The sequence below is a fragment of the Streptomyces carminius genome, assembly GCF_002794255.1.
Taxonomy (GTDB): Bacteria; Actinomycetota; Actinomycetes; order Streptomycetales; family Streptomycetaceae; genus Streptomyces; species Streptomyces carminius.
Genome location: NZ_PGGW01000017.1, coordinates 109876 through 134207, shown reverse-complemented (window position 1 = coordinate 134207; position 24332 = coordinate 109876). Strand labels below are relative to the sequence as shown.

Annotated in this window: 20 protein-coding genes; 18 read left to right on the top strand and 2 right to left on the bottom strand. The window is 73.7% G+C overall.

The genetic code is table 11. The annotated features are described in order from the left end of the window. The first annotated feature begins 160 nt into the window (after positions 1-160). From recG to mutM, 9 genes are all read left to right on the top strand, one after another. Complete coding sequence (gene recG / locus CUT44_RS05965) at positions 161-2374, top strand: ATP-dependent DNA helicase RecG (protein ID WP_233221256.1); 2214 nt, start codon at positions 161-163, stop codon at positions 2372-2374. Between the two features lie 174 nt (positions 2375-2548). Further along, positions 2549-3082: a hypothetical protein gene (locus tag CUT44_RS05960; protein WP_100201102.1), complete on the top strand. Its 534-nt coding sequence runs from the start codon at positions 2549-2551 to the stop codon at positions 3080-3082. 89 nt (positions 3083-3171) lie between these two features. After that, entirely contained in the window at positions 3172-3759 is a 588-nt protein-coding gene (rsmD, locus tag CUT44_RS05955) for a 16S rRNA (guanine(966)-N(2))-methyltransferase RsmD (RefSeq protein WP_100201101.1), read from the top strand. Then, on the top strand, positions 3756-4265 hold the full coding sequence (gene coaD / locus CUT44_RS05950) for a pantetheine-phosphate adenylyltransferase (RefSeq protein WP_100201100.1): 510 nt from the start codon (positions 3756-3758) through the stop codon (positions 4263-4265). Before rsmD ends, coaD begins: the two co-directional genes overlap by 4 nt. A gap of 71 nt (positions 4266-4336) precedes the next feature. Then, a complete protein-coding gene (locus tag CUT44_RS05945) occupies positions 4337-5506 on the top strand; it encodes a cell division initiation protein (protein ID WP_100201099.1) in 1170 nt (389 codons plus the stop codon). 128 nt (positions 5507-5634) lie between these two features. Beyond that, positions 5635-6294, top strand: a complete 660-nt coding sequence (locus tag CUT44_RS05940) for a YceD family protein (protein WP_100201098.1) — start codon at positions 5635-5637, stop codon at positions 6292-6294. Between the two features lie 2 nt (positions 6295-6296). Further along, a complete protein-coding gene (gene rpmF, locus CUT44_RS05935) occupies positions 6297-6470 on the top strand; it encodes a 50S ribosomal protein L32 (protein ID WP_100201097.1) in 174 nt (57 codons plus the stop codon). Between the two features lie 19 nt (positions 6471-6489). Beyond that, the gene (rnc, locus tag CUT44_RS05930) at positions 6490-7290 is read left to right on the top strand and encodes a ribonuclease III (RefSeq protein WP_199185624.1); all 801 of its coding nucleotides are present in this window, start codon (positions 6490-6492) and stop codon (positions 7288-7290) included. A gap of 190 nt (positions 7291-7480) precedes the next feature. Next, complete coding sequence (gene mutM / locus CUT44_RS05925; RefSeq protein ID WP_100201096.1) at positions 7481-8332, top strand: bifunctional DNA-formamidopyrimidine glycosylase/DNA-(apurinic or apyrimidinic site) lyase; 852 nt, start codon at positions 7481-7483, stop codon at positions 8330-8332. 83 nt (positions 8333-8415) lie between these two features. On the opposite strand, the gene CUT44_RS05920 is transcribed toward mutM, so the two are convergent. Continuing rightward, positions 8416-9387: a CAP domain-containing protein gene (locus CUT44_RS05920; RefSeq protein ID WP_100201095.1), complete on the bottom strand. Its 972-nt coding sequence runs from the start codon at positions 9385-9387 to the stop codon at positions 8416-8418. 276 nt (positions 9388-9663) lie between these two features. Between CUT44_RS05920 and CUT44_RS05915 the strand changes: the two genes are divergently transcribed. The 4 genes from CUT44_RS05915 (at position 9664) to ftsY (ending at position 15552) form a co-directional block, all read left to right on the top strand. Next, entirely contained in the window at positions 9664-9927 is a 264-nt protein-coding gene (locus CUT44_RS05915; protein ID WP_199185626.1) for an acylphosphatase, read from the top strand. A 283-nt stretch (positions 9928-10210) separates the two neighbouring features. Beyond that, positions 10211-10420 (top strand): hypothetical protein, encoded by a 210-nt coding sequence (locus tag CUT44_RS05910; protein ID WP_100201093.1) that lies wholly within the window; start codon positions 10211-10213, stop codon positions 10418-10420. Between the two features lie 183 nt (positions 10421-10603). After that, positions 10604-14254, top strand: a complete 3651-nt coding sequence (gene smc, locus CUT44_RS05905; RefSeq protein WP_100201092.1) for a chromosome segregation protein SMC — start codon at positions 10604-10606, stop codon at positions 14252-14254. Between the two features lie 59 nt (positions 14255-14313). Further along, the gene (ftsY, locus tag CUT44_RS05900) at positions 14314-15552 is read left to right on the top strand and encodes a signal recognition particle-docking protein FtsY (protein WP_100201091.1); all 1239 of its coding nucleotides are present in this window, start codon (positions 14314-14316) and stop codon (positions 15550-15552) included. Positions 15553-15598: 46 nt separating this feature from the next. Here ftsY and CUT44_RS05895 read toward each other — a convergent pair whose 3' ends face one another. Next, positions 15599-16288, bottom strand: coding sequence for a bifunctional DNA primase/polymerase (locus CUT44_RS05895; RefSeq protein WP_100201090.1), 690 nt, complete (start codon positions 16286-16288; stop codon positions 15599-15601). Between the two features lie 346 nt (positions 16289-16634). Here CUT44_RS05895 and nsdA point away from each other — a divergent pair, with 346 nt between their 5' ends. The 5 genes from nsdA to ffh all read left to right on the top strand — a co-directional run bounded on the left by nsdA (position 16635) and on the right by ffh (position 24293). Next, positions 16635-18137, top strand: coding sequence for a transcriptional repressor NsdA (gene nsdA, locus CUT44_RS05890; protein WP_100201089.1), 1503 nt, complete (start codon positions 16635-16637; stop codon positions 18135-18137). 317 nt (positions 18138-18454) lie between these two features. Then, a complete protein-coding gene (locus CUT44_RS05885) occupies positions 18455-19756 on the top strand; it encodes an ammonium transporter (RefSeq protein WP_100201088.1) in 1302 nt (433 codons plus the stop codon). After that, positions 19753-20091 carry a P-II family nitrogen regulator gene (locus CUT44_RS05880; RefSeq protein ID WP_100201087.1) on the top strand — a complete coding sequence of 113 codons (339 nt, stop codon included), beginning with the start codon at positions 19753-19755 and terminating at the stop codon, positions 20089-20091. The genes CUT44_RS05885 and CUT44_RS05880 overlap by 4 nt, the downstream gene beginning before the upstream one ends. Before the next feature lie 16 nt (positions 20092-20107). Further along, positions 20108-22657, top strand: a complete 2550-nt coding sequence (locus CUT44_RS05875) for a [protein-PII] uridylyltransferase (protein ID WP_100201086.1) — start codon at positions 20108-20110, stop codon at positions 22655-22657. A gap of 73 nt (positions 22658-22730) precedes the next feature. Continuing rightward, positions 22731-24293 carry a signal recognition particle protein gene (gene ffh / locus CUT44_RS05870; protein ID WP_100201085.1) on the top strand — a complete coding sequence of 521 codons (1563 nt, stop codon included), beginning with the start codon at positions 22731-22733 and terminating at the stop codon, positions 24291-24293. Positions 24294-24332 lie beyond the last annotated feature (39 nt).

Genomic DNA, 24332 nt, shown 5'->3' with positions numbered 1-24332 from the left:
GGACCCGGAACCGGGTCGCGTACCGGGGTTGTCGGTGCCGTGGTGTGCAATAGGGGGCGTGCCCGCGCGAGAGACCGAACCGAAGCAGCCGGGGGAGCCCGGGACCGACCCCCTGGCGGAACCGCTGCGCAGAACGCTCGGCGGCACCACCGCGAAGGTGATGGCCGAGCACCTCGGCCTGCACACCGTCGGCGACCTGCTCCACCACTACCCGCGGCGGTACGCCGAGCGCGGTGAGCTGACGAGGCTCTCCGACCTGCCGCCGGACGAGCACGTCACCGTCGTCGCCCAGGTCGCCGACGCCCGGGTGCACACGTTCAACCAGGGGCGCGGCAAGCGGCTGGAGGTCACCGTCACCGACGGCAGCGGCCGGCTGCAGCTGGTCTTCTTCGGCCGCTCCGTCCACCATCACCACCGGGAGCTGCTGCCCGGCCGGCGCGGGATGTTCGCCGGCAAGGTGGGGGTCTTCAACCGGAAGCTCCAGCTCTCCCACCCCGCCTACGAGCTGCTGGGCGCCGACAGCGACCCGGACGCGGCGGACGCCTTCGCCGGACGGCTGATCCCCCTCTACCCGGCCTGCAGGCAGCTGGAGTCCTGGAAGCTCGCCAAGGCCGTCACCACCGTCCTGGACTCGCTGGGCGCCACCGGCTGGGCGGGCGTCGCCGACCCACTGCCGCCCGCGCTGCGCGAGGAGTACGGGCTGCCCGCCCTGCCGGAGGCGTTGGAGAAGGTCCACCAGCCGCGGCACAGGGCGGACCTGGAGCAGGCGCGGACGAGGCTGAAGTGGGACGAGGCGTTCGTCCTCCAGGTCGCCCTGGCCCGCCGCCGTCTCGCCGAGGGCCAGCTGCCCGCCGTGCCGCGCAAGCCCCGCGAGGGTGGGCTGCTGGACGCCTTCGACGCCCGGCTGCCGTTCACCCTCACCGAGGGGCAGCGGACGGTCAGCCGGGAGATCTTCGACGATCTGGCCACCGAGCACCCCATGCACCGGCTGCTCCAGGGCGAGGTCGGCTCCGGCAAGACGCTGGTGGCGTTGCGGGCCATGCTCGCCGTCGTCGACACGGGCGGGCAGGCCGCGCTGCTCGCCCCGACCGAGGTGCTGGCCCAGCAGCACCACCGCTCGGTCACCGAGATGATGGGCGAGCTGGCCGAGGGCGGCATGCTCGGCGGCAGCGACCAGGGCACCAAGGTGGTGCTGCTCACCGGCTCGATGGGCACCGCCGCCCGGCGGCGGGCGCTGCTGGACCTGGCCACCGGCGAGGCCGGCGTCGTCATCGGCACCCACGCCCTGATCGAGGACAAGGTGCGCTTCCACGACCTGGGCCTGGTGGTGGTGGACGAACAGCACCGCTTCGGCGTCGAGCAGCGCGACGCGCTGCGCTCCAAGGGGAAGCAGCCCCCGCACCTGCTGGTGATGACCGCGACCCCGATCCCCCGCACGGTGGCGATGACGGTCTTCGGGGACCTGGAGACCTCCGTGCTGGACCAGCTTCCGGCCGGGCGCTCGCCCATCGCCAGCCATGTGGTGCCCGCCGCGGAGAAACCCCACTTCCTGGCACGGGCCTGGGAACGGGTGCGCGAGGAGGTGGCGGCCGGGCACCAGGCGTATGTCGTCTGCCCCCGCATCGGGGACGAGGAGGAGCCCGCCGGCTCCCGGAAGGCCGGCTCCCGGAAGGACGACGGCGGCGGGAGCGGCGGGAACGGCGGAAACGGTGGAGGAGCCGGGGGAGCCGGGGAGGACGGGGGCGCCGACGGCGAGCGGCGCCCGCCGCTGGCCGTCCTGGACGTCGCCGGACAGCTCGCGGACGGGCCGCTGGCCGGGCTGCGGGTGGCGGCGCTGCACGGCCGGATGCAGCCGGACGCCAAGGACGAGGTGATGCGCCGCTTCGCCGCGGGCGAGGTGGACGTCCTGGTCGCCACGACCGTCATCGAGGTCGGGGTGAACGTGCCCAACGCCACCGTGATGGTGATCATGGACGCGGACCGGTTCGGCGTCTCGCAGCTCCACCAGCTGCGCGGCCGGGTCGGGCGCGGCACCGCGCCGGGGCTGTGCCTGCTGGTCAGCGAGGCCCCGGAGGGCAGCCCCGCCCGCGCCCGGCTGGCGGCGGTCGCCACCACGCTGGACGGCTTCGAACTGTCCCGCATCGACCTGGAGCAGCGCCGGGAGGGGGACGTACTGGGCCAGGCCCAGTCCGGCACCAGGTCCTCCCTGCGGATGCTCGCCGTCATCGACGACGAGGAGGTCATCGAGGCCGCCCGGGCGAGGGCGACCGAGGTCGTCGCCGCGGACCCGGAGCTGGAGGGACTGCCCGAGCTGCGCGCCGCCCTGGACGCCCTGCTGGACGCCGAGCGTGAGGAGTACCTCGACAAGGGCTGACGAGGCGAACGGCCGGTGGGAGGAGCCCGGAGAACCGGGACGGCCGGGGGGCCGGGGGAACCGCCCGGCGGGCCCGGTCACGGAGCGTCACTGTCAGTGCCGGGTGGAAGACTGAGTGTGTTCCGGACCGGTCCGTACGGAGACCGGTCGGCCTGGACCACTGGGGGTTGCTTCATGGCATTCCGGCATCTCAACGAACTGCCGCTGGGCGACAAGGTCTTCCGCATCGAGCTCGCCAGCGACGACGACTCCACCGTGACCCTCTCCCTGACCGGCTGGCAGGAGGACGCCCCGCGGGAGCCGCTGGCCTCCGGCAGCCTCACCCTGCCGCTCACCGAGGTCCCCGCGCTGCGGATCGCGCTCAACCGCGCGCTGCGCGCCCTCGCCCTCGTGGCCGATGTCGCCGAGCCCATCCCCGACCGCGACGTGCTGCGTGAGCTGTTCCCGGGCCACGGCGCCCCCTGGGTGCCCCAGCACGAGGAGGACCTCACCCAGCGGTTCCACGCCGGCGAGACCATCGCCCGGATAGCCGCCCGTTTCGGCCGTACCCCGGATTCGGTCCGCACCAAGCTGCGCGAGCTCGGCCACGACCCGCGCCGCCCGGAGTACTGCCCGCCGGACGGCTGCCTGTCCTGGTCGCGCTACGTCTCGCCCGCCCTGGTGGGCGCCGCCGCGCCGGAACCGGGCGAGGACAGGGCGGCGGGCTGATCCGGCACCGGGCACTTATCGTGGGGGCGGCGGTCCGGTGCCGCCGCTCCCACTGCCCGAGCTGACAGGACCCGGGGGACGACGAAGCGATGACCCGCGTGATCGCCGGCACGGCCGGTGGACGACGGCTGGCGGTACCGCCCGGCCAGGGCACCCGGCCGACCTCCGACCGGGCGCGCGAGGGCCTGTTCTCCACCTGGGAGTCACTGCTCGGCCCGCTGCTCGGCCTGCGGGTGCTCGACCTGTACGGCGGCTCGGGCGCGGTCGGCCTGGAGGCGCTCTCGCGCGGGGCCGGGCACGTCCTGCTGGTCGAGTCCGACGCCCGGGCCGTACGCACCATCCGGCAGAACGTCCGCGTTCTCGGCCTGCCCGGCGCCGAGGTCCGGGCCGGCCGTGCCGAGCAGGTGGTGCGCGGACCGGCCCCCGGGGCGCCGTACGACGCGGTCTTCCTTGACCCGCCGTACGCCGTCGGGGACGACGAGCTCCGCGAGATCCTTCTCACACTCCGGCTGAGGGGGTGGCTCGCGGCCGATGCCCTCGTCACCGTGGAGCGCGGCACGAGAGGCGGCGAGTTTCGCTGGCCCGCCGGTTACGAGGGGCTGCGGTCCCGCCGCTACGGCGAGGGCACGCTCTGGTACGGTCGCGCCGCCCGCGAAGAAGCCACCGACGCGTCATGACCCGTACGGAGAGCGAGGAAACAGCAGTGCGCCGCGCCGTCTGTCCGGGGTCCTTCGACCCCATCACCAACGGACACCTCGACATCATCGCCCGCGCCGCCAAGCTCTACGACGAGGTCTACGTCGCGGTGATGATCAACAAGTCGAAGCAGGGCCTGTTCGCCGTCGAGGAGCGCATCGACCTGATCCGCCAGGTCACCGGCGAGTACGGCAACGTGCGGGTCGAGTCCTTCCACGGGCTGCTGGTGGACTTCTGCAAGCAGCGCGACATCCCCGCCATCGTCAAGGGCCTGCGGGCGGTCAGCGACTTCGACTACGAGCTGCAGATGGCCCAGATGAACAACGGGCTCTCCGGCGTGGAGACGCTGTTCGTGCCGACCAACCCGACCTACAGCTTCCTCTCCTCCAGCCTGGTCAAGGAGGTCGCCGCCTGGGGCGGCGACGTCTCCCACCTGGTGCCGCCCGCGGTCCTGTCGGTCCTGCGCGAACGCCTCCCCCGGCCCTGAGCCGCCGCCGGCGGCGGCTCCTCGCGGCATCCGCTGTCGCGCCGGCGGCCACTGCCCGTACAGTCGCTTCCGTGGACGTACAGCAGAAACTCGACGACATCGTCGCGGCGGTCGAAGGCGCCCGATCCATGCCCATGTCGGCCTCCTGCGTGGTCAACCGCGCGGAGTTGCTGGGCATGCTGGAGGAGGTGCGGCAGGCACTGCCCGGCTCGCTCGCCCAGGCACAGGAACTGCTCGGCGACCGGGAGCAGACGATCGCCGGGGCCCGGCAGGAGGCCCAGCGGATCATCGAGTCCGCACAGGCCGAACGCAACGCGCTGATCTCCGGCACCGAGGTCGCCCGCCGCTCCCAGGAGGAGGCCGACCGCATCCTGGTCCAGGCCCGCCGGGAGGCCGAGGAGATCCGCGCCGAGGCGGACGACTACGTCGACAGCAAGCTCGCCAACTTCGAGGTGGTCCTGAGCAAGACCATCGGCTCGGTCGACCGGGGCCGCGAGAAGCTCCTGGGCCGCGGCCCGGGGGCCGACGGCTACGGAAGCGAGGGCGGCGGGGAGTCCGACGAGGACATCCCGGAGCGCTCCGCCGATCCCGCCGAGCTGCGGGAGCGCGCCGACGCGTACGTGGAGACCCAGTTCCGGGCGTTCGAAGCGGTGCTCACCAAGACCCTGGAGGCGGTCGGCCGGGGCCGGCAGAAGCTCACCGGCCACCGTCCCATCGACGACCTGGCCGCGCATCTGGCCGCCCAGGACGGTCAGGACCAGCAGTCCGACGCCGACTACTTCGCCGACCTCGCCGCCGCCCAGGCGTCCCCCGCCCCCGCGGCGGTCCGGCAGTCGCAGCAGGCCGGTTACGAGCCGCAGCCGGCGGCCGATCCGTACGGTTACCAGCAGCAGGGCGGAGGCTACGGCTATCCGCAGGACCAGCAGCAGGGCGGAGGCTACGGCTACCCGCAGGAGGGCTACCCGCAGGAGCCGGATCCGTACTACGCCCGGCAGTCGCAGCAGGCCGGTTACGAGCCGCAGCCGGCGGCCGATCCGTACGGTTACCAGCAGCAGGGCGGAGGCTACGGCTATCCGCAGGACCAGCAGCAGGGCGGAGGCTACGGCTACCCGCAGGACGCCGTCCCCGCCCCGCCGCAGTACCAGCCCCAGCAGCAGCCCGCGGCGCTCGACGAGACCAGCTTCTTCGACACCGGCATGATCGACATGGCGCAGCTGAAGCAGTACGAGCAGGACCGGTAACCACCCCGGCCGGGCCGGATTGGGAGCAAAGCGGCCTGTCCAGTATCCTGGCTCTTCGGTCGTGGCTCGCCCGCGACGTCCGGCTGCCCGGACCGCCCGCCGCAAGCGGAGCGGGACGGAGTCCTCCGGTGTCAGACCGTAGAAAGCAGGAAGCCCTGAAAGCCCCCCTCGACTCCCGTTCCCCCCTCGTGTTCGACACGCGCGAGCTGGGGCGTCGTCCGGGTGCGCTCAAACGGCTCTCCCGCACGGTTCCGGCCCCCAAGGACCTGGGCACCGAGGTCGTGGGGGTGCCGGAGGGCGCGGCCATGGAACTCGACCTCCGCCTGGAGTCGGTCATGGAGGGAGTGCTCGTCACGGGCACCGTCCGTGCGCCGCTGACGGGGGAGTGCGTAAGGTGTCTGGAGCCGCTGGAGCAGGAGGGCGAAGCGGATTTCCAGGAGATGTTCTCCTACCCCGACGCCGACGACCGGAGCCGCTACGCGGACGCCGGCGACGACGCCGAGGACGAGGAGATGTTCCGGCTCGAGGGTGACCTGCTCGACCTCGAGCCCGTGCTGCGGGACGCGGTGGTGCTGTCACTGCCGCTGCAGCCGGTGTGCCGGGAGGACTGCCCCGGACTGTGCCCCCGATGCGGGGCGCGGCTCGCGGACGATCCCGGTCACGACCACAACGAGGCCGTCGACATCAGGTGGGCGGCACTCGAAGGACTCGCCGGTTCCATGGGGAACGGCGAGAAGGACGAAGACAACGAACCCCGCAGCGACGGGGACGATCCACAGGAGAAATAGCCGTGGCTGTTCCGAAGCGGAAGATGTCGCGCAGCAACACGCGCCACCGCCGGTCGCAGTGGAAGGCTGCGGTCCCCACCCTGGTCAAGTGCGAGCGCTGCCAGGAGCCCAGGCTGCAGCACATCGCCTGTCCGAACTGCGGCACCTACAACCGCCGCCAGGTCCTCGAGGTCTGATCGGCGGGTGACGGGCTCCATGTCAGACGCCACGACGCCTGGCTCCTCCTCCCGCCGCGGCGGGAGCGAATCCGAGGCGCAGGCGGGTCTGGTGGATGCGGCCTCGTCCCACACGCTGCTGGAGGGGCGGCTCGGGTACCGGCTCGAGTCCGCCCTTCTGACGCGTGCGCTGACGCACCGCAGCTACGCGTACGAGAACGGTGGGCTTCCGACCAACGAGCGGCTGGAGTTCCTGGGGGACTCCGTCCTCGGTCTGGTGGTCACCGACACGCTCTACCGCACTCATCCCGAGCTCCCCGAGGGGCAGCTCGCCAAGCTGCGTGCCGCGGTGGTCAACTCCCGTGCGCTCGCCGGTGTCGCCCGCGGTCTCGACCTGGGCGCCTTCGTCCGGCTCGGCCGGGGCGAGGAGGGCACGGGCGGCCGGGACAAGGCGTCGATCCTCGCGGACACCCTGGAAGCCGTCATCGGCGCGGTCTACCTCGACCAGGGACTGGACGCGGCGGGCGAACTGGTGCACCGGCTCTTCGATCCACTGATCGAGGAGTCCTCCAGCCTGGGCGCCGGGCTGGACTGGAAGACCAGCCTCCAGGAGCTGACCGCGGCCGAAGGGCTCGGGGTTCCCGAGTACGTGGTCTCCGAGACCGGTCCCGACCACGAGAAGACCTTCACGGCTGCCGCCCGCGTCGGTGGTGTCGCGTACGGCACCGGCACCGGCCGCAGCAAGAAGGAGGCCGAGCAGCAGGCGGCCGAGGCCGCCTGGCGCGCGATCCGGAGCGCGGCCGACCAGAAGGCGGGCCAGGCCACCGAGAAGGTGTCCTGACCCCGTCCGGCCCCGGCCGTGCGCGCGGCTCACCCGCGTTTTCCCTGCCCGTCCCCTTTTCGCCCGCCGTCCGTCCGCCGTCCACCCACCGCCCACCCGCCTCCGTCCGGGGCGGGTGGGCGGCGGGGTGTGCACCGCGGCACCCGCCGCCGTGCGTCCCGGACTCCGCCTTCGTGACGAGGAGCCGTCATTGCCCGAGCTGCCCGAGGTCGAGGTCGTCCGGCGCGGACTGGAGCGCTGGATCGCCGGCCGTACGGTCGCCGAGACCGAGGTGCTGCACCCGCGCGCGGTCCGCCGCCATCTCGCCGGAGCGGCGGACTTCGCCGCCCGGCTGCGCGGTGCGCGCGTCGGGACGCCGCTGCGCCGGGGCAAGTACCTGTGGCTGCCGCTGGAGGGCACCGGCCACTGCGTCCTGGCACACCTCGGCATGAGCGGACAACTGCTCGTCCAGCCCCGCGAGGCGCCCGGCGAGAAGCACCTGCGGGTACGGATCCGCTTCGCGGACGGGGCGGGCACCGAACTGCGCTTCGTGGACCAGCGCACCTTCGGCGGGCTGTCGCTGCATCGCACCACCGCCGAAGGCCTGCCCGAGGTCATCTCCCACATCGCCCGCGATCCGCTGGACCCGGCCTTCGACGAGGCGGCTTTCCACGCCGCCCTGCGCCGCCGCCGCAGCACCGTCAAGCGTGCCCTGCTCGACCAGTCGCTCATCAGCGGGGTCGGCAACATCTACGCCGACGAGGCGCTGTGGCGCTCCCGTCTCCACTACGACCGCCCCACCGCCGGCCTGACCCGCCCGCGCACGGCCGAGTTGCTGGGACACGTCCGCGATGTCATGAACGCGGCCCTCGCGGTGGGCGGCACCAGCTTCGACAGCCTCTACGTCAACGTCAACGGGGAGTCGGGATACTTCGACCGCTCCCTGGACGCCTACGGCCGCGAAGGGCTGCCCTGCCACCGCTGCACCACCCCGCTGCGCCGCAGCCCCTGGATGAACCGCTCCAGCTACTTCTGTCCCCGCTGCCAGCGCCCGCCCCGCTGATCACCCGATCCGCCCGCCGCTCACGCGCTCCGGCCCCGGCCCGGAGACCGGGCCGGGGCCGGAGCGCGCCGGTCACCGCTGTGTCAGAAGCCGAAGTTCTGCGTCCACCACGGGCCGCCCTCGGCGAAGTGCGCGCCCACGCCCAGGGTCCGGTAGTCGCAGTTGAGGATGTTGGCGCGGTGGCCCGGGCTGTTCATCCAGGCCTCCACCACGGCCTCGGGATCGGTCTGGCCCCGGGCTATGTTCTCGCCGCCGAGGTTGTCGATGCCCGCGGCCTCGGCGCGGTCCCAGGGGGTGTCGCCGTTGGGGCTGGTGTGGGAGAAGAAGCCCTGCACAGCCATGTCCTCGCTGAACTCCCCGGCCAGTTCGGCCAGTTCGGGGTCGGCGGTGACCGGGCGGCAGCCGGCCTTGGCCCGCTCCAGGTTGACCAGCTTCAGCACCTCGGCCTCGGCGGTCTTCGCCGCGTCACTGCCGGAGGGGCTGCTGGGGACGGTGTCCCCCGTCTCCTCGGCGGGCGGCTTCCGGGGTGTCTCGGGAGACCGGGCGGGCGGTGTCCTGGAGGCGTCGTTCCCGGCGGCCGAGGGCGGGGCGTCGGCGCGCGGGGGAGCCGACTCCGGTGCCGACCGCGATTCGCTCGGCTTGCCCGAGGGCGTCTTCTCCGGCTTCTCGGAACCCCGCGAGGAGGGGCTGCCGGAGCCGGGGGCGGAGCTGCGGTCACCGCCGCGGCCCGGGGAGGAGGGGGACTCCGCTCCGGCGGGGCCGGCCGCCGGGGGCGTGGATGCTCCCTGGGTCTGCAGGTCTGGCAGGCCACCGGTGCGTATGTCGGAGCTGTTGCCGGGACCGCCGACGGTGTAGGTGCCGTTCGGCCCGGGGATCAGACCGGAGGCGACAGCCACGGCGCCCATCGCCATGGCGGCCGATGCACCCAGGAGCCCGGTGCGCACGGGGGCCGCGCTCCGCTTGCGCTGCGGGCCGCGGTGTCGGCCGCCCGCCGCACGCGCGGCGGGGACGGGGGCCGGTGCGGGGGCTGGGTTGGCGCGTCGGTGGCGTCCCATCTACTGCAGTCCTCTACATGATCGGCGTCACTTGCATCACTCGAACGAGTGAGACCCGTTGTCGCGGACTGTACGGCATCCATGGCGGTACGGGGGTCGGGACGGCGTAAACATGAGCATGATCGGAGCATGAGAAAGCGCACAGCGGGCGGGCGCCCGGGGTCTCCGTCCGGATAGCGTGCGTTCATGACCGGGAGGACGGCGGGAGAAGCGGGCGGGACGGCGGGGGACGCGGTGGAGAGGAGGGAGCGCGCGGCCGCCGGAGACGCCGTACGGATGACGGCCTGGGTGCGCGGACGGGTGCAGGGAGTCGGCTTCCGCTGGTTCACCCGTGCCAACGCGCTGCGGATCGGCGGCCTGGACGGTTTCGTGCTCAACCTCGGGGACGGCCGTGTCCAGGTGGTCGCCGAGGGACCGCGGGACCGCTGCGAACTGCTGCTGGAGTGGCTCCGTACGGGTGATACGCCGGGCCGGGTGGAGGGGGTTACCGAGATGTGGGGCCGCCCTCGCGGCGAGTACCGGGGCTTTGCCGTCAGGTGATCGGAACTTGTTGCCTTTCGCCCTGCGACGTGCAAGGCTGCGGCCATCGGTGATCCCAGAGGACCCCGTCAGCCCTCCGGCAAGTTGAGTGCCGTCGAGTCAAGGCTGCGGGGCGCGTGGCGTGATCGTGTTGACCGTAAAAAGTTTTGGTGAGACGCTGGAAGCCCGCGCACCGCAACTGTTCTGCCTTGGGAATGAAGGTACGACAGGTGTCGCGGATTGCGAATCCCTCACGACCCACCACCGTTATCGGTCGGTCACTCAGTGCGGAGGACCATCCATCATGGCAAAGGCGCTTCTCGGTTACGTCGGCGGCCCTGACCCCCGAGTCCTCGCCGAGATGCGACGGCTGCAGCAGCGTGTTCAGGACCTGGAATCCGAGCTCGTACGGATCCAGGCCGAGAACGACGCGCTGTCGGCCGCCGCGGCACGGCACGGCGACTCGCTGCTGGACAGCATCGACGTATCCAAGGCGGAGCCTGCGCTCACCTGACCGGCCAGCCGGAACAGAGGATCGCAGCGCCGAACCGCTGGAAGAAAACTGCAAGGGACGCTTCGGCGTCCCTTCGTCGTTTCCGGCCCCGGCGTGGCGCTTACCGTGTGATGTGCCCCACTCGATCAGCGGTGAAACTCACCTCGGCCGGGAAACCGGCACCGGGGAGTAAAGTCCCGGTACGTGCACCTCAAGAGCCTGACCCTGCGCGGGTTCAAGTCCTTCGCATCGGCCACCACACTGCGGTTCGAGCCGGGTATCACCTGCGTCGTGGGGCCCAACGGATCCGGCAAGTCCAACGTGGTGGACGCGCTGTCGTGGGTGATGGGCGAGCAGGGTGCCAAGTCCCTGCGCGGCGGCAAGATGGAGGACGTCATCTTCGCCGGGACCGCGGGACCGGCCGGGCGTCCGCCGCTGGGCCGCGCCGAGGTCTCCCTCACCATCGACAACTCCGACGGCGCGCTGCCCATCGAGTACTCCGAGGTCACCATCACGCGGATCATGTTCCGCAACGGCGGCAGCGAGTACCAGCTCAACGGCGACACCTGCCGGCTGCTGGACATCCAGGAACTGCTCTCCGACTCCGGCATCGGCCGCGAGATGCACGTCATCGTCGGACAGGGCCAGCTCGACTCCGTCCTGCACGCCGACCCGGCGGGCCGCCGCGCCTTCATCGAGGAGGCGGCCGGCGTCCTCAAGCACCGCAGACGCAAGGAGAAGGCCCTGCGGAAGCTGGACGCGATGCAGGCCAACCTCGCCCGCGTCCAGGACCTCACCGACGAACTGCGCCGCCAGCTCAAGCCCCTGGGGCGGCAGGCGGCCGTCGCCCGCCGCGCCGCGGTGATCCAGGCCGACCTGCGCGACGCCCGGCTGCGGCTGCTCGCCGACGACCTGGTCACCCTGCGCGCGGCCCTGCGGGCCGAACTCGCCGACGAGGCCGCCCTCAAGGAACGCAAGGAGACCGCGGAGGGCGAACTGCGGGAGGCGCTGCGCCGCGAGACCGAGCTGGAGCGGCGGGTGGGGGACCTCGCGCCGCGCCTGGAACGGGCCCAGCAGACCTGGTACGAGCTCTCCCAGCTCGCCGAACGGGTGCGCGGCACCGAGAGCCTGGCCGAGGCCCGGATCAGAAGCGCCGCCGCCGAACCCGCCGAGGAGCGCCGGGGACGCGATCCGGAGGACATGGAGCGCGAGGCCGCCCGGATCCGCGAGCAGGAGGCGGAGCTGACCGCGGCGCTGGAGGCGGCCGGCCGGGCACTGGAGGACACCGTCGCGCACCGGGCCGAGCTGGAACGGGCCCTGGCCGCGGAGGAGCGCCGGCTCAAGGACGCCGCCCGGGCCATCGCCGACCGCCGGGAGGGACTCGCCCGGCTGCACGGCCAGGCCACCGCCGCCCGCGGCCGGGCGGCCTCCGCCCAGGCCGAGATCGACCGGCTGGCCGCCGCCCGTCAGGAGGCCGCCGAGCGCGCCGCGGCGGCCCAGGAGGAGTACGAGACGCTGCGGGCCGAGGTGGACGGCCTGGACGCCGACGACGCCGAGCTGGCCGGGGAGCACGAGACCGCCAGACGCGAACTGGCCGGGGCGGAGACGGAGCTGGGCGCGGCCCGCGAGGCGCTGGCCGCCGCGGAACGGGAACGGGCCGCGGTCTCCGCCCGGCGCGACGCCCTGGCCCTGGGACTCCGCCGCAAGGACGGCACCGGCGCGCTGCTCGGCGCCGGGGACCGGCTCGCCGGACTGCTCGGCCCGGCCGCCGAGCTCCTCACCGTCACCCCCGGCTTCGAGCTCCCCGTCGCCGCCGCCCTCGGCGCGGCAGCGGACGCCGTCGCCGTGGACGGCCCCGCCGCCGCGGCCGACGCCCTGCGGCTGCTGCGCGAGCACGACGCGGGCCGCGCGGCGCTGGTCCTGGGCGGCGCCCCCGAGCAGCCGGCCCCCGGCATCCCGGAGATCCCGGGCACACGGCGGGCGGCGGAGCTGGTGTCGGGCCCGGACGCCCTGCTGCCCGCCCTGCGGCGGCTGCTGCGCGGCGTGGTGGTGGTCGGCACCCTGCGGGACGCGGTGGAGACGGTGACCGCGCATCCGGAGGTGACCGCCGTCACCGCCGACGGCGATCTGCTCGGCGCCCACTTCGCGCAGGGCGGCTCCGCGGGCGTGCCGTCGCTGCTGGAGGTCCGGGCGTCGGTGGACGAGGCCGCCGCCGAACTGGCGGAGCTGGACGACCGGGTCGCGGAACTGACCGGGCAGCGGGAGCGGGCCCGGGAACGGCACCGGGAGTGCGCCGCCCGGGTCGAGGAGCTGGGCGCCCGGCGCAGCGCCGCCGAGAGGGAGAAGTCGCAGATCGCCGGCCGGCTCGGCCGGCTGGGCGGGCAGGCCCGGGCCGCGGCCGGCGAGGCCGAGCGCGCGGCGGCGGCCGTCGCCCGCGCCGAGGAGGTGCTGGAGCGGGCCCGGCAGGAGGCCGGGGAACTGGCCGAGCGGCTGGCGGTGGCCGAGGAGCAGCCCGGCGAGGAGGAACCGGACACCTCCGTACGGGACCGGCTGGCCGCCGACGGCGCCAACGCCCGGCAGACGGAGATGGAGGCCCGTCTTCAGGTCCGCACCCACGAGGAGCGCGTCAAGGGCCTCACCGGCCGGGCCGACTCGCTGGACCGCGCCGCCCGTGCCGAGCGGGAGGCCCGGGCCCGCGCCGAACGCCGCCGCGCCCGGCTGCGGCACGAGGCCGAGGTCGCCTCGGCCGTCGCCGCCGGAGCCCGGCAACTGCTGGCGCATCTGGAGGTGTCGCTGGTCCGGGCCGGGGAGGAACGGGAGGCCGCCCGGCGGGCGAAGGCCGAACGGGAACGCGAACTGGCCGCCGAACGGGACCGGGGCCGGGAGCTGAAGGACGAGCTGGACAAGCTCACCGACTCCGTGCACCGCGGCGAGGTGCTCGGCGCCGAGAAGCGGCTGCGGATCGAGCAGCTGGAGACCAGAGCCCTGGAGGAGCTGGGCGTGGAGCCGGCGGTGCTGGTCCGTGAGTACGGCCCCGACCAGCCCGTACCGCCCTCCCCGCCCGTCGGGGGCGAGCAGCCGCCCGGGGCTGCGGACGGGACGGCGGACGGGACGGCGGACGGGACGGAGCCCGGGATGGCGGATGGGACGGCGGACGGCGGCGGCCCCGCCGCGGGCGGCCCCTCGCGCGACCGTCCGGTCCCCTTCGTCCGCGCCGAGCAGGAGAAGCGGCTGCGGGCGGCCGAACGGGCCTACCGGCAGCTCGGCAAGGTGAACCCGCTGGCCCTGGAGGAGTTCGCCGCCCTGGAGGAACGGCACCGCTTCCTCGGCGAGCAGCTGGAGGACCTGAAGAAGACCCGCGCGGACCTGCTGCAGGTCGTCAGGGAGGTGGACGAGCGGGTCGAGCAGGTCTTCACCGAGGCGTACCACGACACGGCCCGCGAGTTCGAGGGCGTCTTCTCCCGGCTCTTCCCCGGCGGTGACGGACGGCTGGTCCTCACCGACCCGGAGAACATGCTCACCACCGGGGTGGACGTCGAGGCCCGGCCGCCGGGCAAGAAGGTCAAACGGCTGTCGCTGCTGTCGGGCGGGGAGCGCTCGCTGACGGCGGTGGCCCTGCTGGTGTCGATCTTCAAGGCCCGGCCCAGCCCGTTCTACGTCATGGACGAGGTCGAGGCCGCCCTGGACGACACCAACCTCCAGCGGCTCATCGGGATCATGCGGGAACTTCAGGAGAGCTCCCAGCTCATCGTGATCACCCACCAGAAGCGGACCATGGAGGTCGCGGACGCGCTCTACGGCGTCTCCATGCAGGGCGACGGGGTGTCGAAGGTCATCAGCCAGCGGCTGCGCTGACCCGGCCGGGGCCGACCGCACCGTGCGACGGCCGACCGTGGCCGATACTGGGTCACGTTATGGACATCGTCATCCTTGCCGTAGTCATCGCCGTGGTCGCCGTCGCCGCCGTCAGCGGCCTGGTGGTCACCGCCACCCGCCGGAAGAAGACACCGCCGCCGGGCCGCCCGGCCCCTCCGACCGTCACCGCGCCGCCCCCCTCCGAACCCCGGGTCGGCGAGGAGGCCGAGCCTCCCGGTGACGAGGGGCGGCGCACCATTGAAGAGGTCGACCTGCCCCCCGCCGGCGCCACGGACGCCGCCGTGGTGGAGGAGGCCGGCGCCCCCGCCCCGCCCGAGGTGCCCGGGATCGAGACCCCCGAGCCCGCCGCCGGACGGCTGGTGCGGCTGCGCGAACGCCTGTCGCGCTCCCAGAACACCCTGGGCCGCGGCCTGCTCACGCTGCTCTCCCGCGACCATCTCGACGAGGACACCTGGGAGGAGATCGAGGACACCCTGCTCACCGCCGACGTCGGCGTCGCCCCCACCCAGGAGCTGGTCGAGCGGCTGCGCGAACGGGTGCGGGTGCTCGGCACCCGCACCACCGCCGAACTGCGCGCCCTGCTGCGCGAGGAACTGCTGGCCCTGGTGGGCACCGACCTGGACCGCACGGTCCACACCGAGGGCGGCGTCTCGGCCGAGGGCGTGGTGCGGCCGGGCGTGGTGCTGGTCGTGGGCGTCAACGGCACCGGCAAGACCACCACCACCGGCAAGCTCGCCCGGGTGCTGGTCGCCGACGGCAAGTCGGTGGTGCTCGGCGCGGCCGACACCTTCCGCGCCGCCGCCGCCGACCAGCTCCAGACCTGGGGCGAGCGGGTGGGCGCCCGTACCGTCCGCGGCCCGGAGGCGGGCGACCCGGCGTCGGTCGCCTTCGACGCGGTCAAGGAGGGCATCGCCGCCAGCGCCGACGTGGTGCTGGTCGACACGGCGGGACGGTTGCACACCAAGGCCGGCCTGATGGACGAGCTGGGCAAGGTCAAGCGGGTGGTGGAGAAGCACGGCCCGGTGGACGAGGTGCTCCTGGTCCTGGACGCCACCACCGGCCAGAACGGCCTGATCCAGGCACGGGTCTTCGCCGAGGTCGTGGACGTCACCGGCATCGTGCTCACCAAGCTCGACGGCACGGCCAAGGGCGGCATCGTCATCGCGGTCCAGCGCGAGCTGAAGGTGCCGGTCAAGCTGGTGGGCCTGGGAGAGGGCGCGGACGACCTGGCCCCGTTCGAGCCGGAGGCGTTCGTGGACGCCCTGATCGGGGACTGACCGCCCGCCGCTCGCGCCCGCCGCCCCGGCCCGCCGGCCCCCGGTCTCAGCCCGGGGGGAACTCGCGGTGGCAGACGTACGCCAGGGTCCCCAGCAGGAGCCGGGCCTGCGGGGGGCGTTCCGCCGTCTCCGGGGCGGGGGGCCGCAGCCACCGGACCGGGCCGAGGCCGCCCAGGTCGGAGGGCGGGGCGGTGATGTGGTCGCCGGGGCCGAGGCCGCGCAGATCCAGTACGGCGTCGTCCCAGCCCATCCGGTACAGCAGCCGGGGGAGCCCGGCCGCGGCGCCGGGAGCCACGAGGAACCAGGCGCGGCCGTGCGGGGTGACGGCGACCGGTCCGGCCGGCAGGCCCATCCGCTCCAGCCGGGTCAGCGCGCGACGTCCGGCGTCCTCGGGCACCTCGATCACGTCGAACGCCCGGCCCACCGGCAGCAGCAGCGCGGCGCCGGGGACCCGCTCCCACACCCGGGCGGCCTCGTCGAGACCGGCACCCGCCGGTACCCCGGGCGTTCCCGTCAGCGGATGGGCACCGGGGGAGGGGCAGCGGACGGCTCCGCAGGAACACCGGACGCGGCCCCCGCCGCGCACGGCGCGGGCGCCGGGGACGACATCCCAGCCCCACAGACCGGTGTACTCGGCGACGGCCGTGTACACCGGGGCGCGTTCCCGGCGCCTGGCGCCGGGCCGTGGTTCCCGCGGCCCCCGCCTCTCCCGGATGCTGCCGATGGTGAAACCCATGCCCCCTCCAACGGGTCCTGTGCGCGGTCGGTCACGAGGCGGCTGTGCACCGGTACGCGATGCGGCGGCCCGGTGCCGGCCGTACGTTCCCTTCGGCGGTCGTACTCCTCTCCACGACCAAGTGAACCCCGGGGGACCGGGGTTGCGGTTCACCCGAAGGGGTGGCGAATGGTGGCGGTTTTGCAATTTCACTCGCCGGATCAGTGATCGTAGGATTACTTTCGGTTCACGCAAGGACGGAACCACACGGAAGACGCCCGGCGCGCATCCGCACCGCCCGCATGTCCGCTCCACGGCACGCGGTCCGGTCCGAGGACCGTGCACGGGTCGGAATGGGGGCTTTCCAGTGAGCGGCAACGACAGCAGCGGCGGTGCCGCCGGCAAGCGCCCGAACGAGCTGCTGGCCTCGTGGTTCGTGCGCAGCGGCTGGTCCAAGGGGGAGCTGGCCCGGCAGGTGAACCGCCGCGCACGCCGGCTGGGCGCGCACCACATCAGCACCGACACCTCCCGGGTACGCCGCTGGCTGGACGGCGAGCAGCCCCGCGAACCGATCCCGCGTATCCTCTCCGAGCTGTTCTCCGAACGCTTCGGCTGTGTGGTCTCCGCCGAGGACCTGGGGCTGCGCGCCTGCCGCCGGACCGCCTCCGCCGACGGCGTCGACCTGCCCTGGACGGGGCCGCAGACGGTGGAGATGATCGGCGAGTTCTCCCGCAGCGACCTGATGCTGGCCCGCCGCGGCTTCCTCGGCACCTCCCTGGTGATGGCGGCCGGTCCCGCCCTGATCGAGCCGATGCAGCGCTGGCTGGTGCCCGCGCCCGGCGGACCGGACGCCCCCGCCCCGCCGGCGGCCGACCGGGGAGGGCGCCGTGCGCCCCGGCTGTCCGGCCCGGAGCTGGAACTGCTGGAGCAGACCGTCGTGATGTTCCGCGGGTGGGACGCCCAGTGCGGCGGAGGGCTGCGGCGCAAGGCCGTCGTGGGCCAGCTCCACGAGGTCACCGACCTGCTCCAGGACTCCCACCCCGAGCCGGTGCGGCGGCGGCTGTTCCGGGTCACCGCCGAGCTGTCGGAACTGGCCGGCTGGATGAGCTACGACATCGGGCTCCAGCCGACTGCCCAGAAGTACTTCGTCCTCGCCCTGCACGCGGCCAAGGAGGCCGGTGACCGGCCGCTGGGCTCGTACGTGCTGTCCAACATGAGCCGCCAGATGATCCACCTGGGCCGCCCCGAGGACGCGCTGGAGCTGATCCACCTCGCGCAGTACGGCGGCCGGGCCGGAGCCACGCCCCGCACCCAGGCCATGCTGTACGCGATGGAGGCACGCGCGTACGCGAACCTGGGCAAGCCCGACAAGTGTCACCGAGCGGTGCGGATGGCCGAGGACGCCTTCTCCGACGCCGGACGGGACGACACCGACCCGGGCTGGATCACGTTCTTCTCCGAGGCCGAACTGCACGCCGAGAACGCCCACTCCTACCGCGACCTCGCCTACGTGGCGGGCCGCAGCCCGGCGTACACCTCGCTCGCGCAGCCCGCCATGGGGAAGGCGGTGGAGCTGTTCGGCCGGGAGTGCGGGGAGGACGGCGGCGGCCACCAGCGGTCGTACGCGCTCAACCTCGCGGGGATGGCCACCGTCCACCTGCTGCAGCGGGAGCCCGAGCAGTGCGCCGCCCTGGCCGGGCAGGCACTCGGGGTGGCCAAGCGGCTCCGCTCGGAGCGGGTCAACAACCGCATCCGCAAGACCGTGGCGGGCGCGGCCCGCGAGTTCGGGCATGTCGCCGAGGTCGCCGAGGTCGCCGAGCGGCTCGCCGGCGAACTGCCGGAGGGAGGCGAGGTGGCCCTCGCGGTCTGAGCCGGCCGTCCGGCCCGTCGTCGCCGGGCCGATTCCCGGTTGTTATACGGCCGTGACGGCCGCCCCGCGCATCCGGTCCGCGCGGGGCGGCCGTCACGGCCGTTCGGCGTGGTGGGGCCGGGGACCGGCCGGAGGGGGAAGGATGACCGAACGGTTCCGGCCAGGGGGCGCGTTCATCCGGCCGTAACACGACACGTGCCTTCGTCACGGCCGCGAAACACCGCACGGCATCGGAGGAAACGGGGCTTCGCGAATCTGTGGCGCATCCTGATCCCCAGATCCGCCCCCACGGGTCGCGACGCGAGGAGGCGCCCGCATTGAACGGCGCGGATACCGCTTTTGTACTGATCAGCGCTGCGCTGGTCATGTTGATGACACCCGGCCTGGCGCTGTTCTACGGCGGCATGGTGCGGGTCAAGAGCGCCCTCAACATGCTCATGATGTCCTTCATCTCGCTGGGCATCGTGAGTGTCCTGTGGGTCCTCTACGGATACTCGCTCGCCTTCGGCACCGACACCGGAGGTGTGATCGGCAACTTCGAGTTCATCGGCCTGAAGGGCATCGGCGTCGAGACGCTCACCGGCGGTGACGAGGGCATCCCGGTCTTCGCCTTCGTCCTCTTCCAGCTCATGTTCGCCGTCCTGACGCCCGCCCTGATGAGCGGTGCGCTGGCCGACCGGGTGAAGTTCAGCGCCTGGGCGGTGTTCATCGCCCTGTGGGCCACGGTCGTCTACTTCCCCGTCGCCCACTGGGTCTGGGCCGAGGGCGGCTGGCTGTTCGAGCTGGAGGTCATCGACTTCGCCGGCGGCACGGCCGTCCACATCAACGCCGGCGTCGGCGCGCTGGCCGCCGTCCTGGTGGTGGGCAAGCGCATCGGGTTCAAGAAGGAGCCGATGCGCCCCCACAGCCTCCCCCTGGTGGTCCTGGGCGCCGCCCTGCTGTGGTTCGGCTGGTTCGGCTTCAACGCCGGCTCCGCGCTGGGCGCCAACGGCACCAGCGCCACCATGGCCCTGAACACGCAGGTGGCCACCGCCGCCGCCATCCTGGGCTGGCTGATCTACGAGCGCGTCCGGCACGGCGCCTTCACCACCCTGGGCGCGGCCTCCGGCGCCATCGCCGGCCTGGTCGCCATCACCCCCGCCGGCGCGCACGTCAACGCCGTCGGCGCGATCGCCATCGGTCTGGTCGCCGGCCTGGTCTGCTCCTGGGCGGTCAGCCTGAAGTACAAGCTCGGCTACGACGACTCCCTGGACGTCGTCGGCGTCCACCTGGTCGGCGGTGTCGTCGGCACCCTGCTGGTCGGCTTCCTGGCCATCGACGGCGTGGGCGGCGTGGAGCAGTTCGGCAAGCAGGCCGTCGGCGCCTTCTCGGTCATGGCCTTCTCCTTCGTGGTCTCCTGGATCCTGGCCAAGCTGATCGACGTCACCATCGGCTTCCGCGCCGGTGAGGACGACGAGACCGCCGGTCTGGACCAGGCGTACCACGCCGAGACCGCCTACGACTTCAGCGCGGTGGGCGGTGCGCCCGGCTCCCGCGGCACGGCCGGGGCCACCGGCAGCCAGACCGACAGCGTGACGGCTCCCCCGTCCGGGGAGCCCGGAAAGAAGGTGGACGCGTGAAGCTCATCACCGCAGTCATCAAGCCGCACCGTCTCGACGAGGTGAAGGAGGCACTGCAGGCGTTCGGCGTCCAGGGCCTCACCGTCACCGAGGCCAGCGGATACGGCCGGCAGCGCGGTCACACCGAGGTCTACCGGGGCGCGGAGTACACCGTCGACCTGGTCCCCAAGATCCGCATCGAGGTCCTCGTCGAGGACGACGACGCCGAGCAGCTCCTCGACGTGGTCGTCAAGGCCGCCCGCACCGGGAAGATCGGCGACGGCAAGGTCTGGAGCGTGCCGGTGGACACCGCGGTGCGGGTCCGGACCGGCGAACGCGGTCCGGACGCCCTGTGACGGAACGGGAAGCCACATGAGCGCGGCACCCCCGCCGGTCTCCCCGGACCCCGCCGGCCCCGCCGGCGGGGCCGGGGAGACCGGGGCGGAGCCCGGCACCTACGCGGCGGCCCGGCTGCGCCTCCTCACCGGGGAGGGGCGGCCCGGGCCGCCGCGCCGCAGGGCCCTGGCGGAGCTGACCGACGCCTGGCTCGCCGGACTGCTCGGCGACCCGGGAGACGGAGTCGCCCTGGTCGCCGTCGGCGGCTACGGCCGCGGGGAGCTCTCCCCGCGCAGCGACCTGGACCTGCTGCTGGTGCACACCGGACGGGACATCGGCGAGATCACCGCCCTCGCCGACCGCCTCTGGTACCCCGTGTGGGACCTGGGCATCGCCCTGGACCACTCGGTGCGCACCCCCGAGGAGACCCGGCGGGCCGCCGCCGAGGACCTCAGGGTGCAGCTCGGACTGCTGGACGCCCGGCATGTCGCCGGTGACGCGGAGCTCACCGCCGGCCTGCGCACCGAGCTGCTCGCCCGGTGGCGCGCCGACGCACCCCGGCGGCTGGCCGAACTGCGCGAGGCGATCGGGGAACGCGCCCGGCGCCACGGTGAACTGCGCTTCCTCCTCGAACCCGACCTGAAGGAGGCCCGCGGCGGGTTGCGCGACGCCACCGCCCTGCGCGCGGTGGCCGCCTCCTGGCTGGCCGACGCCCCCCGCGAAGGGCTGGACGAGGCCCGCCGTACCCTGCTCGACATCCGTGACGCCCTCCAACTGGCCACCGGCCGCGCCACCGACCGGCTGGCCCTGCAGGAGCAGGACCAGATCGCCGAAGACCTCGCGCTGCCCGACGCGGACGCCCTGCTGCGCCGGGTGTACGAGGCCGCCCGGGTGATCTCCTACGCCGGTGACGTCACCTGGCGCGAGGTCGGCCGGGTGCTGCGCTCGCGGGCCCGCCCCGCCGCCCGCCCCGGTCCGCGCACCCCGCTCGCCGAGAACGTCGTCGAGCAGGACGGCGAGGTGGTGCTCGCCCGTACCGCCCGGCCCGGACGCGACCCCGTCCTGACGCTGCGCGCCGCGGCGGCCGCGGCCCAGGCCGGACTGCCGCTGGCCCGGCCGGCGGTGCGCGCGATGGCCGCCGACGTACCGCCGCTGCCGGTGCCCTGGCCCGCCGAGGCCCGCGAGGCGTTCGTCACGCTGCTCGGTGCCGGCGAGCCCCTGATCGGGGTGTGGGAGGCGCTGGAGGCCGAGGGCCTGGTCACCGCGCTGCTTCCGGACTGGGAACGGGTGCGCTGCCGCCCGCAGCGCAACGCCGTGCACCGCTGGACGGTGGACCGTCATCTGATCGAGACCGCGGTGCGGGCCCGCGCCCACCTGCGCCGGGTCGGCCGCCCCGACCTGCTGCTGGTCGGAGCGCTGCTGCACGACATCGGCAAGGGCTGGCCCGGTGACCACAGCGTCACCGGTGAGACCATCGCCCGCGACATGGCCGCCAGGATGGGCTTCGGGGCCGAGGACGCCGATACCCTCGCCACCCTGGTGCGGCACCATCTGCTGCTGGTCGAGACCGCCACCCGGCGCGATCTGGACGACCCGGCGACCGTGACCGCGGTGGCCGGGGCCGTCCGCGGCGCGGGCACCCTGGAACTGCTCCACGCCCTCACCGAGGCCGACGCGAAGGCCACCGGGCCCGCCGCCTGGTCGGCATGGCGTGCGGGACTGGTGTCCGACCTGGTCGAACGGGTCGGCGCGGTGCTGACGGGCGAGGAAGGCGGCCCGGGGCGGGACACCTTCCGGCCTCCCGCCGGGGCCGAACGGCTGGCCGCCGAGGCCCGGCGCACCGGCGGTCCGGTGCTGTCCCTGCGCACCCGGACAGAGCCGGCGCCCCCCGGCGTCCGCTCCACGGACGGCACTGCGGACGGCACTGCGGACACGGCCGTGGAAGCGGTCGCGGACGCGGCCCCGGAGACGGACCCGGAACCGGTCGGCGTCGAACTCCTCATCGCCCTGCCCGACCAGCCCGGTGCCCTGCCCGCCGCCGCCGGCGTCCTGGCCCTGCACCGGCTCACCGTGCGCACCGCCGACCTGCGTGCCGTGGCCCCGCCCGGCGGGGGACCCTCCGGCACGGGCCCGTCCGGCGAGGGCGCCGTTCTGCTGCTGAGCTGGCGGGTCGCCGCCGAGTACGGCTCGCTGCCGCAGGCCGCCCGGCTCCGCGCCGACCTGGTGCGCGCCCTGGACGGCTCCCTCGACATCCCCGCCCGGCTCGCCGAGCGGGAGCGGGCCTACCGCGGCACGCCCCGCCACCGCCGCGGCGCCGGGGCCCCGCCGCCGCGGGTGACGGTCGCCCCGGCGGGATCGCGGCTGGCCACCGTGCTGGAGGTACGTGCCCAGGACGCCCCCGGTCTGCTCTACCGGATCGGGCGGGCACTGGAGGACGCGGGTGTCGCGGTGCGCAGCGCGCACGTCAGCACGCTCGGCGCCAACGCGGTGGACGCCTTCTACGTCACCGGGCCGGACGGCGCCCCGCTGCCGGCGGAGGAGGCCGCCGAGCTCGCCCGGGATCTGGGGCGGACCCTGGGCGGCTGACCGAGGCGGCGGCGGGCGGATACTCTTGGAGGTCGACCGCCACCGCCGCCAACGCGAAGGATCCGCGACCGACGTGTTCGACACTCTCTCCGATCGCCTCACGGCGACGTTCAAGAACCTCAGGGGCAAGGGCCGGCTGAGCGAGGCGGACATCGACGCCACGGCGCGCGAGATCCGCATCGCCCTGCTGGAGGCGGATGTCGCGCTGCCCGTGGTGCGGGCCTTCATCAAGCAGGTCAAGGAGCGCGCACTCGGCGCCGAGGTCTCCAAGGCGCTGAACCCCGCCCAGCAGGTCGTCAAGATCGTCAACGAGGAGCTCGTCGGCATCCTCGGCGGCGAGACCCGCCGGGTGCGGTTCGCCAAGAACCCGCCCACGGTGATCATGCTGGCCGGCCTGCAGGGCGCGGGCAAGACCACCCTGGCGGGCAAGCTGGGCCGCTGGCTCAAGGCCCAGGGTCACACCCCGCTGCTGGTCGCCTGCGACCTGCAGCGCCCCAACGCCGTCAACCAGCTCACCGTCGTGGCCGAGCGCGCGGGGGTGGGGATCTACGCGCCCGAGCCGGGCAACGGCACCGGCGACCCGGTCAAGGTCGCCCGCGACTCGATCGAGTACGCCCGCACCAAGCAGTACGACGTGGTCGTCGTCGACACCGCCGGCCGGCTGGGCATCGACGAGGAGATGATGCGGCAGGCCGCCGACATCCGCGACGCGGTCCGTCCCGACGAGACCCTCTTCGTCGTGGACGCCATGATCGGCCAGGACGCGGTCAACACCGCCGAGGCGTTCCGCGACGGCGTCGGCTTCGACGGCGTGGTGCTGACCAAGCTCGACGGCGACGCCCGCGGCGGCGCGGCCCTGTCGGTCGCGCACGTCACCGGCCGCCGGATCATGTTCGCCTCCAACGGCGAGAAGCTGGACGACTTCGACGCCTTCCACCCGGACCGCATGGCGTCCCGCATCCTGGGCATGGGCGACGTCCTCAGCCTCATCGAGAAGGCCGAGCAGACCTTCAGCCGGCAAGAGGCCGAGAAGATGGCCGAGAAGCTGGCGAAGGGGCCCAAGGAGTTCACCCTCGACGACTTCCTGTCCCAGATGGAGCAGGTCCGCAAGATGGGCTCCCTCTCCAAACTGCTGGGGATGATGCCCGGCATGGGGCAGATCCGGGAGCAGATCAACAGCATCGACGAACGTGACGTGGACCGCACCGCCGCGATCATCAAGTCGATGACCCCGGCCGAGCGCACCGATCCCACGATCATCAACGGTTCGCGGCGGGCCCGTATCGCCCGCGGTTCGGGCGTGGACGTCAGCGCGGTGAAGAACCTGGTGGAGCGCTTCTTCGAGGCCCGCAAGATGATGTCGAAGATGGCCCAGGGCGGCGGCATGCCGGGAATGCCCGGGATGCCGGGGATGCCCGGGGCGGGCGGCGGCAGCCGGAAGAAGGGCAAGCAGCAGAAGAAGGCCAAGGGCAAGCAGCGCTCGGGCAACCCGATGAAGCGCAGGGCCGAGGAGCAGGCCGTCGCCGAGCGCCGTGCCGCGGGCCAGGGCGGCGCCTTCGGGCTGCCCGGCGCGGGGGCGGACGCGGAGGACTTCGAGCTGCCCCAGGAGTTCCGGGACCTGCTGCCTCCGAAGTGACCCGGCCGGCTCCCCCGCCGGACCGGCAGGCGCGCACCG

Coding starts and splice junctions, on each gene's coding strand:
- CUT44_RS05915 (WP_199185626.1), top strand. CDS start 9,664: ATGACGGCCTGGGTGCGCGGACGGGTGCAGGGAGTCGGCTTCCGCTGG.
- rnc (WP_199185624.1), top strand. CDS start 6,490: ATGTCAGACGCCACGACGCCTGGCTCCTCCTCCCGCCGCGGCGGGAGC.
- CUT44_RS05910 (WP_100201093.1), top strand. CDS start 10,211: ATGGCAAAGGCGCTTCTCGGTTACGTCGGCGGCCCTGACCCCCGAGTC.
- CUT44_RS05960 (WP_100201102.1), top strand. CDS start 2,549: ATGGCATTCCGGCATCTCAACGAACTGCCGCTGGGCGACAAGGTCTTC.
- CUT44_RS05875 (WP_100201086.1), top strand. CDS start 20,108: ATGAGCGCGGCACCCCCGCCGGTCTCCCCGGACCCCGCCGGCCCCGCC.
- coaD (WP_100201100.1), top strand. CDS start 3,756: ATGACCCGTACGGAGAGCGAGGAAACAGCAGTGCGCCGCGCCGTCTGT.
- rsmD (WP_100201101.1), top strand. CDS start 3,172: ATGACCCGCGTGATCGCCGGCACGGCCGGTGGACGACGGCTGGCGGTA.
- ftsY (WP_100201091.1), top strand. CDS start 14,314: ATGGACATCGTCATCCTTGCCGTAGTCATCGCCGTGGTCGCCGTCGCC.
- recG (WP_233221256.1), top strand. CDS start 161: ATGGCCGAGCACCTCGGCCTGCACACCGTCGGCGACCTGCTCCACCAC.
- CUT44_RS05920 (WP_100201095.1), bottom strand. CDS start 9,387: ATGGGACGCCACCGACGCGCCAACCCAGCCCCCGCACCGGCCCCCGTC.
- CUT44_RS05895 (WP_100201090.1), bottom strand. CDS start 16,288: ATGGGTTTCACCATCGGCAGCATCCGGGAGAGGCGGGGGCCGCGGGAA.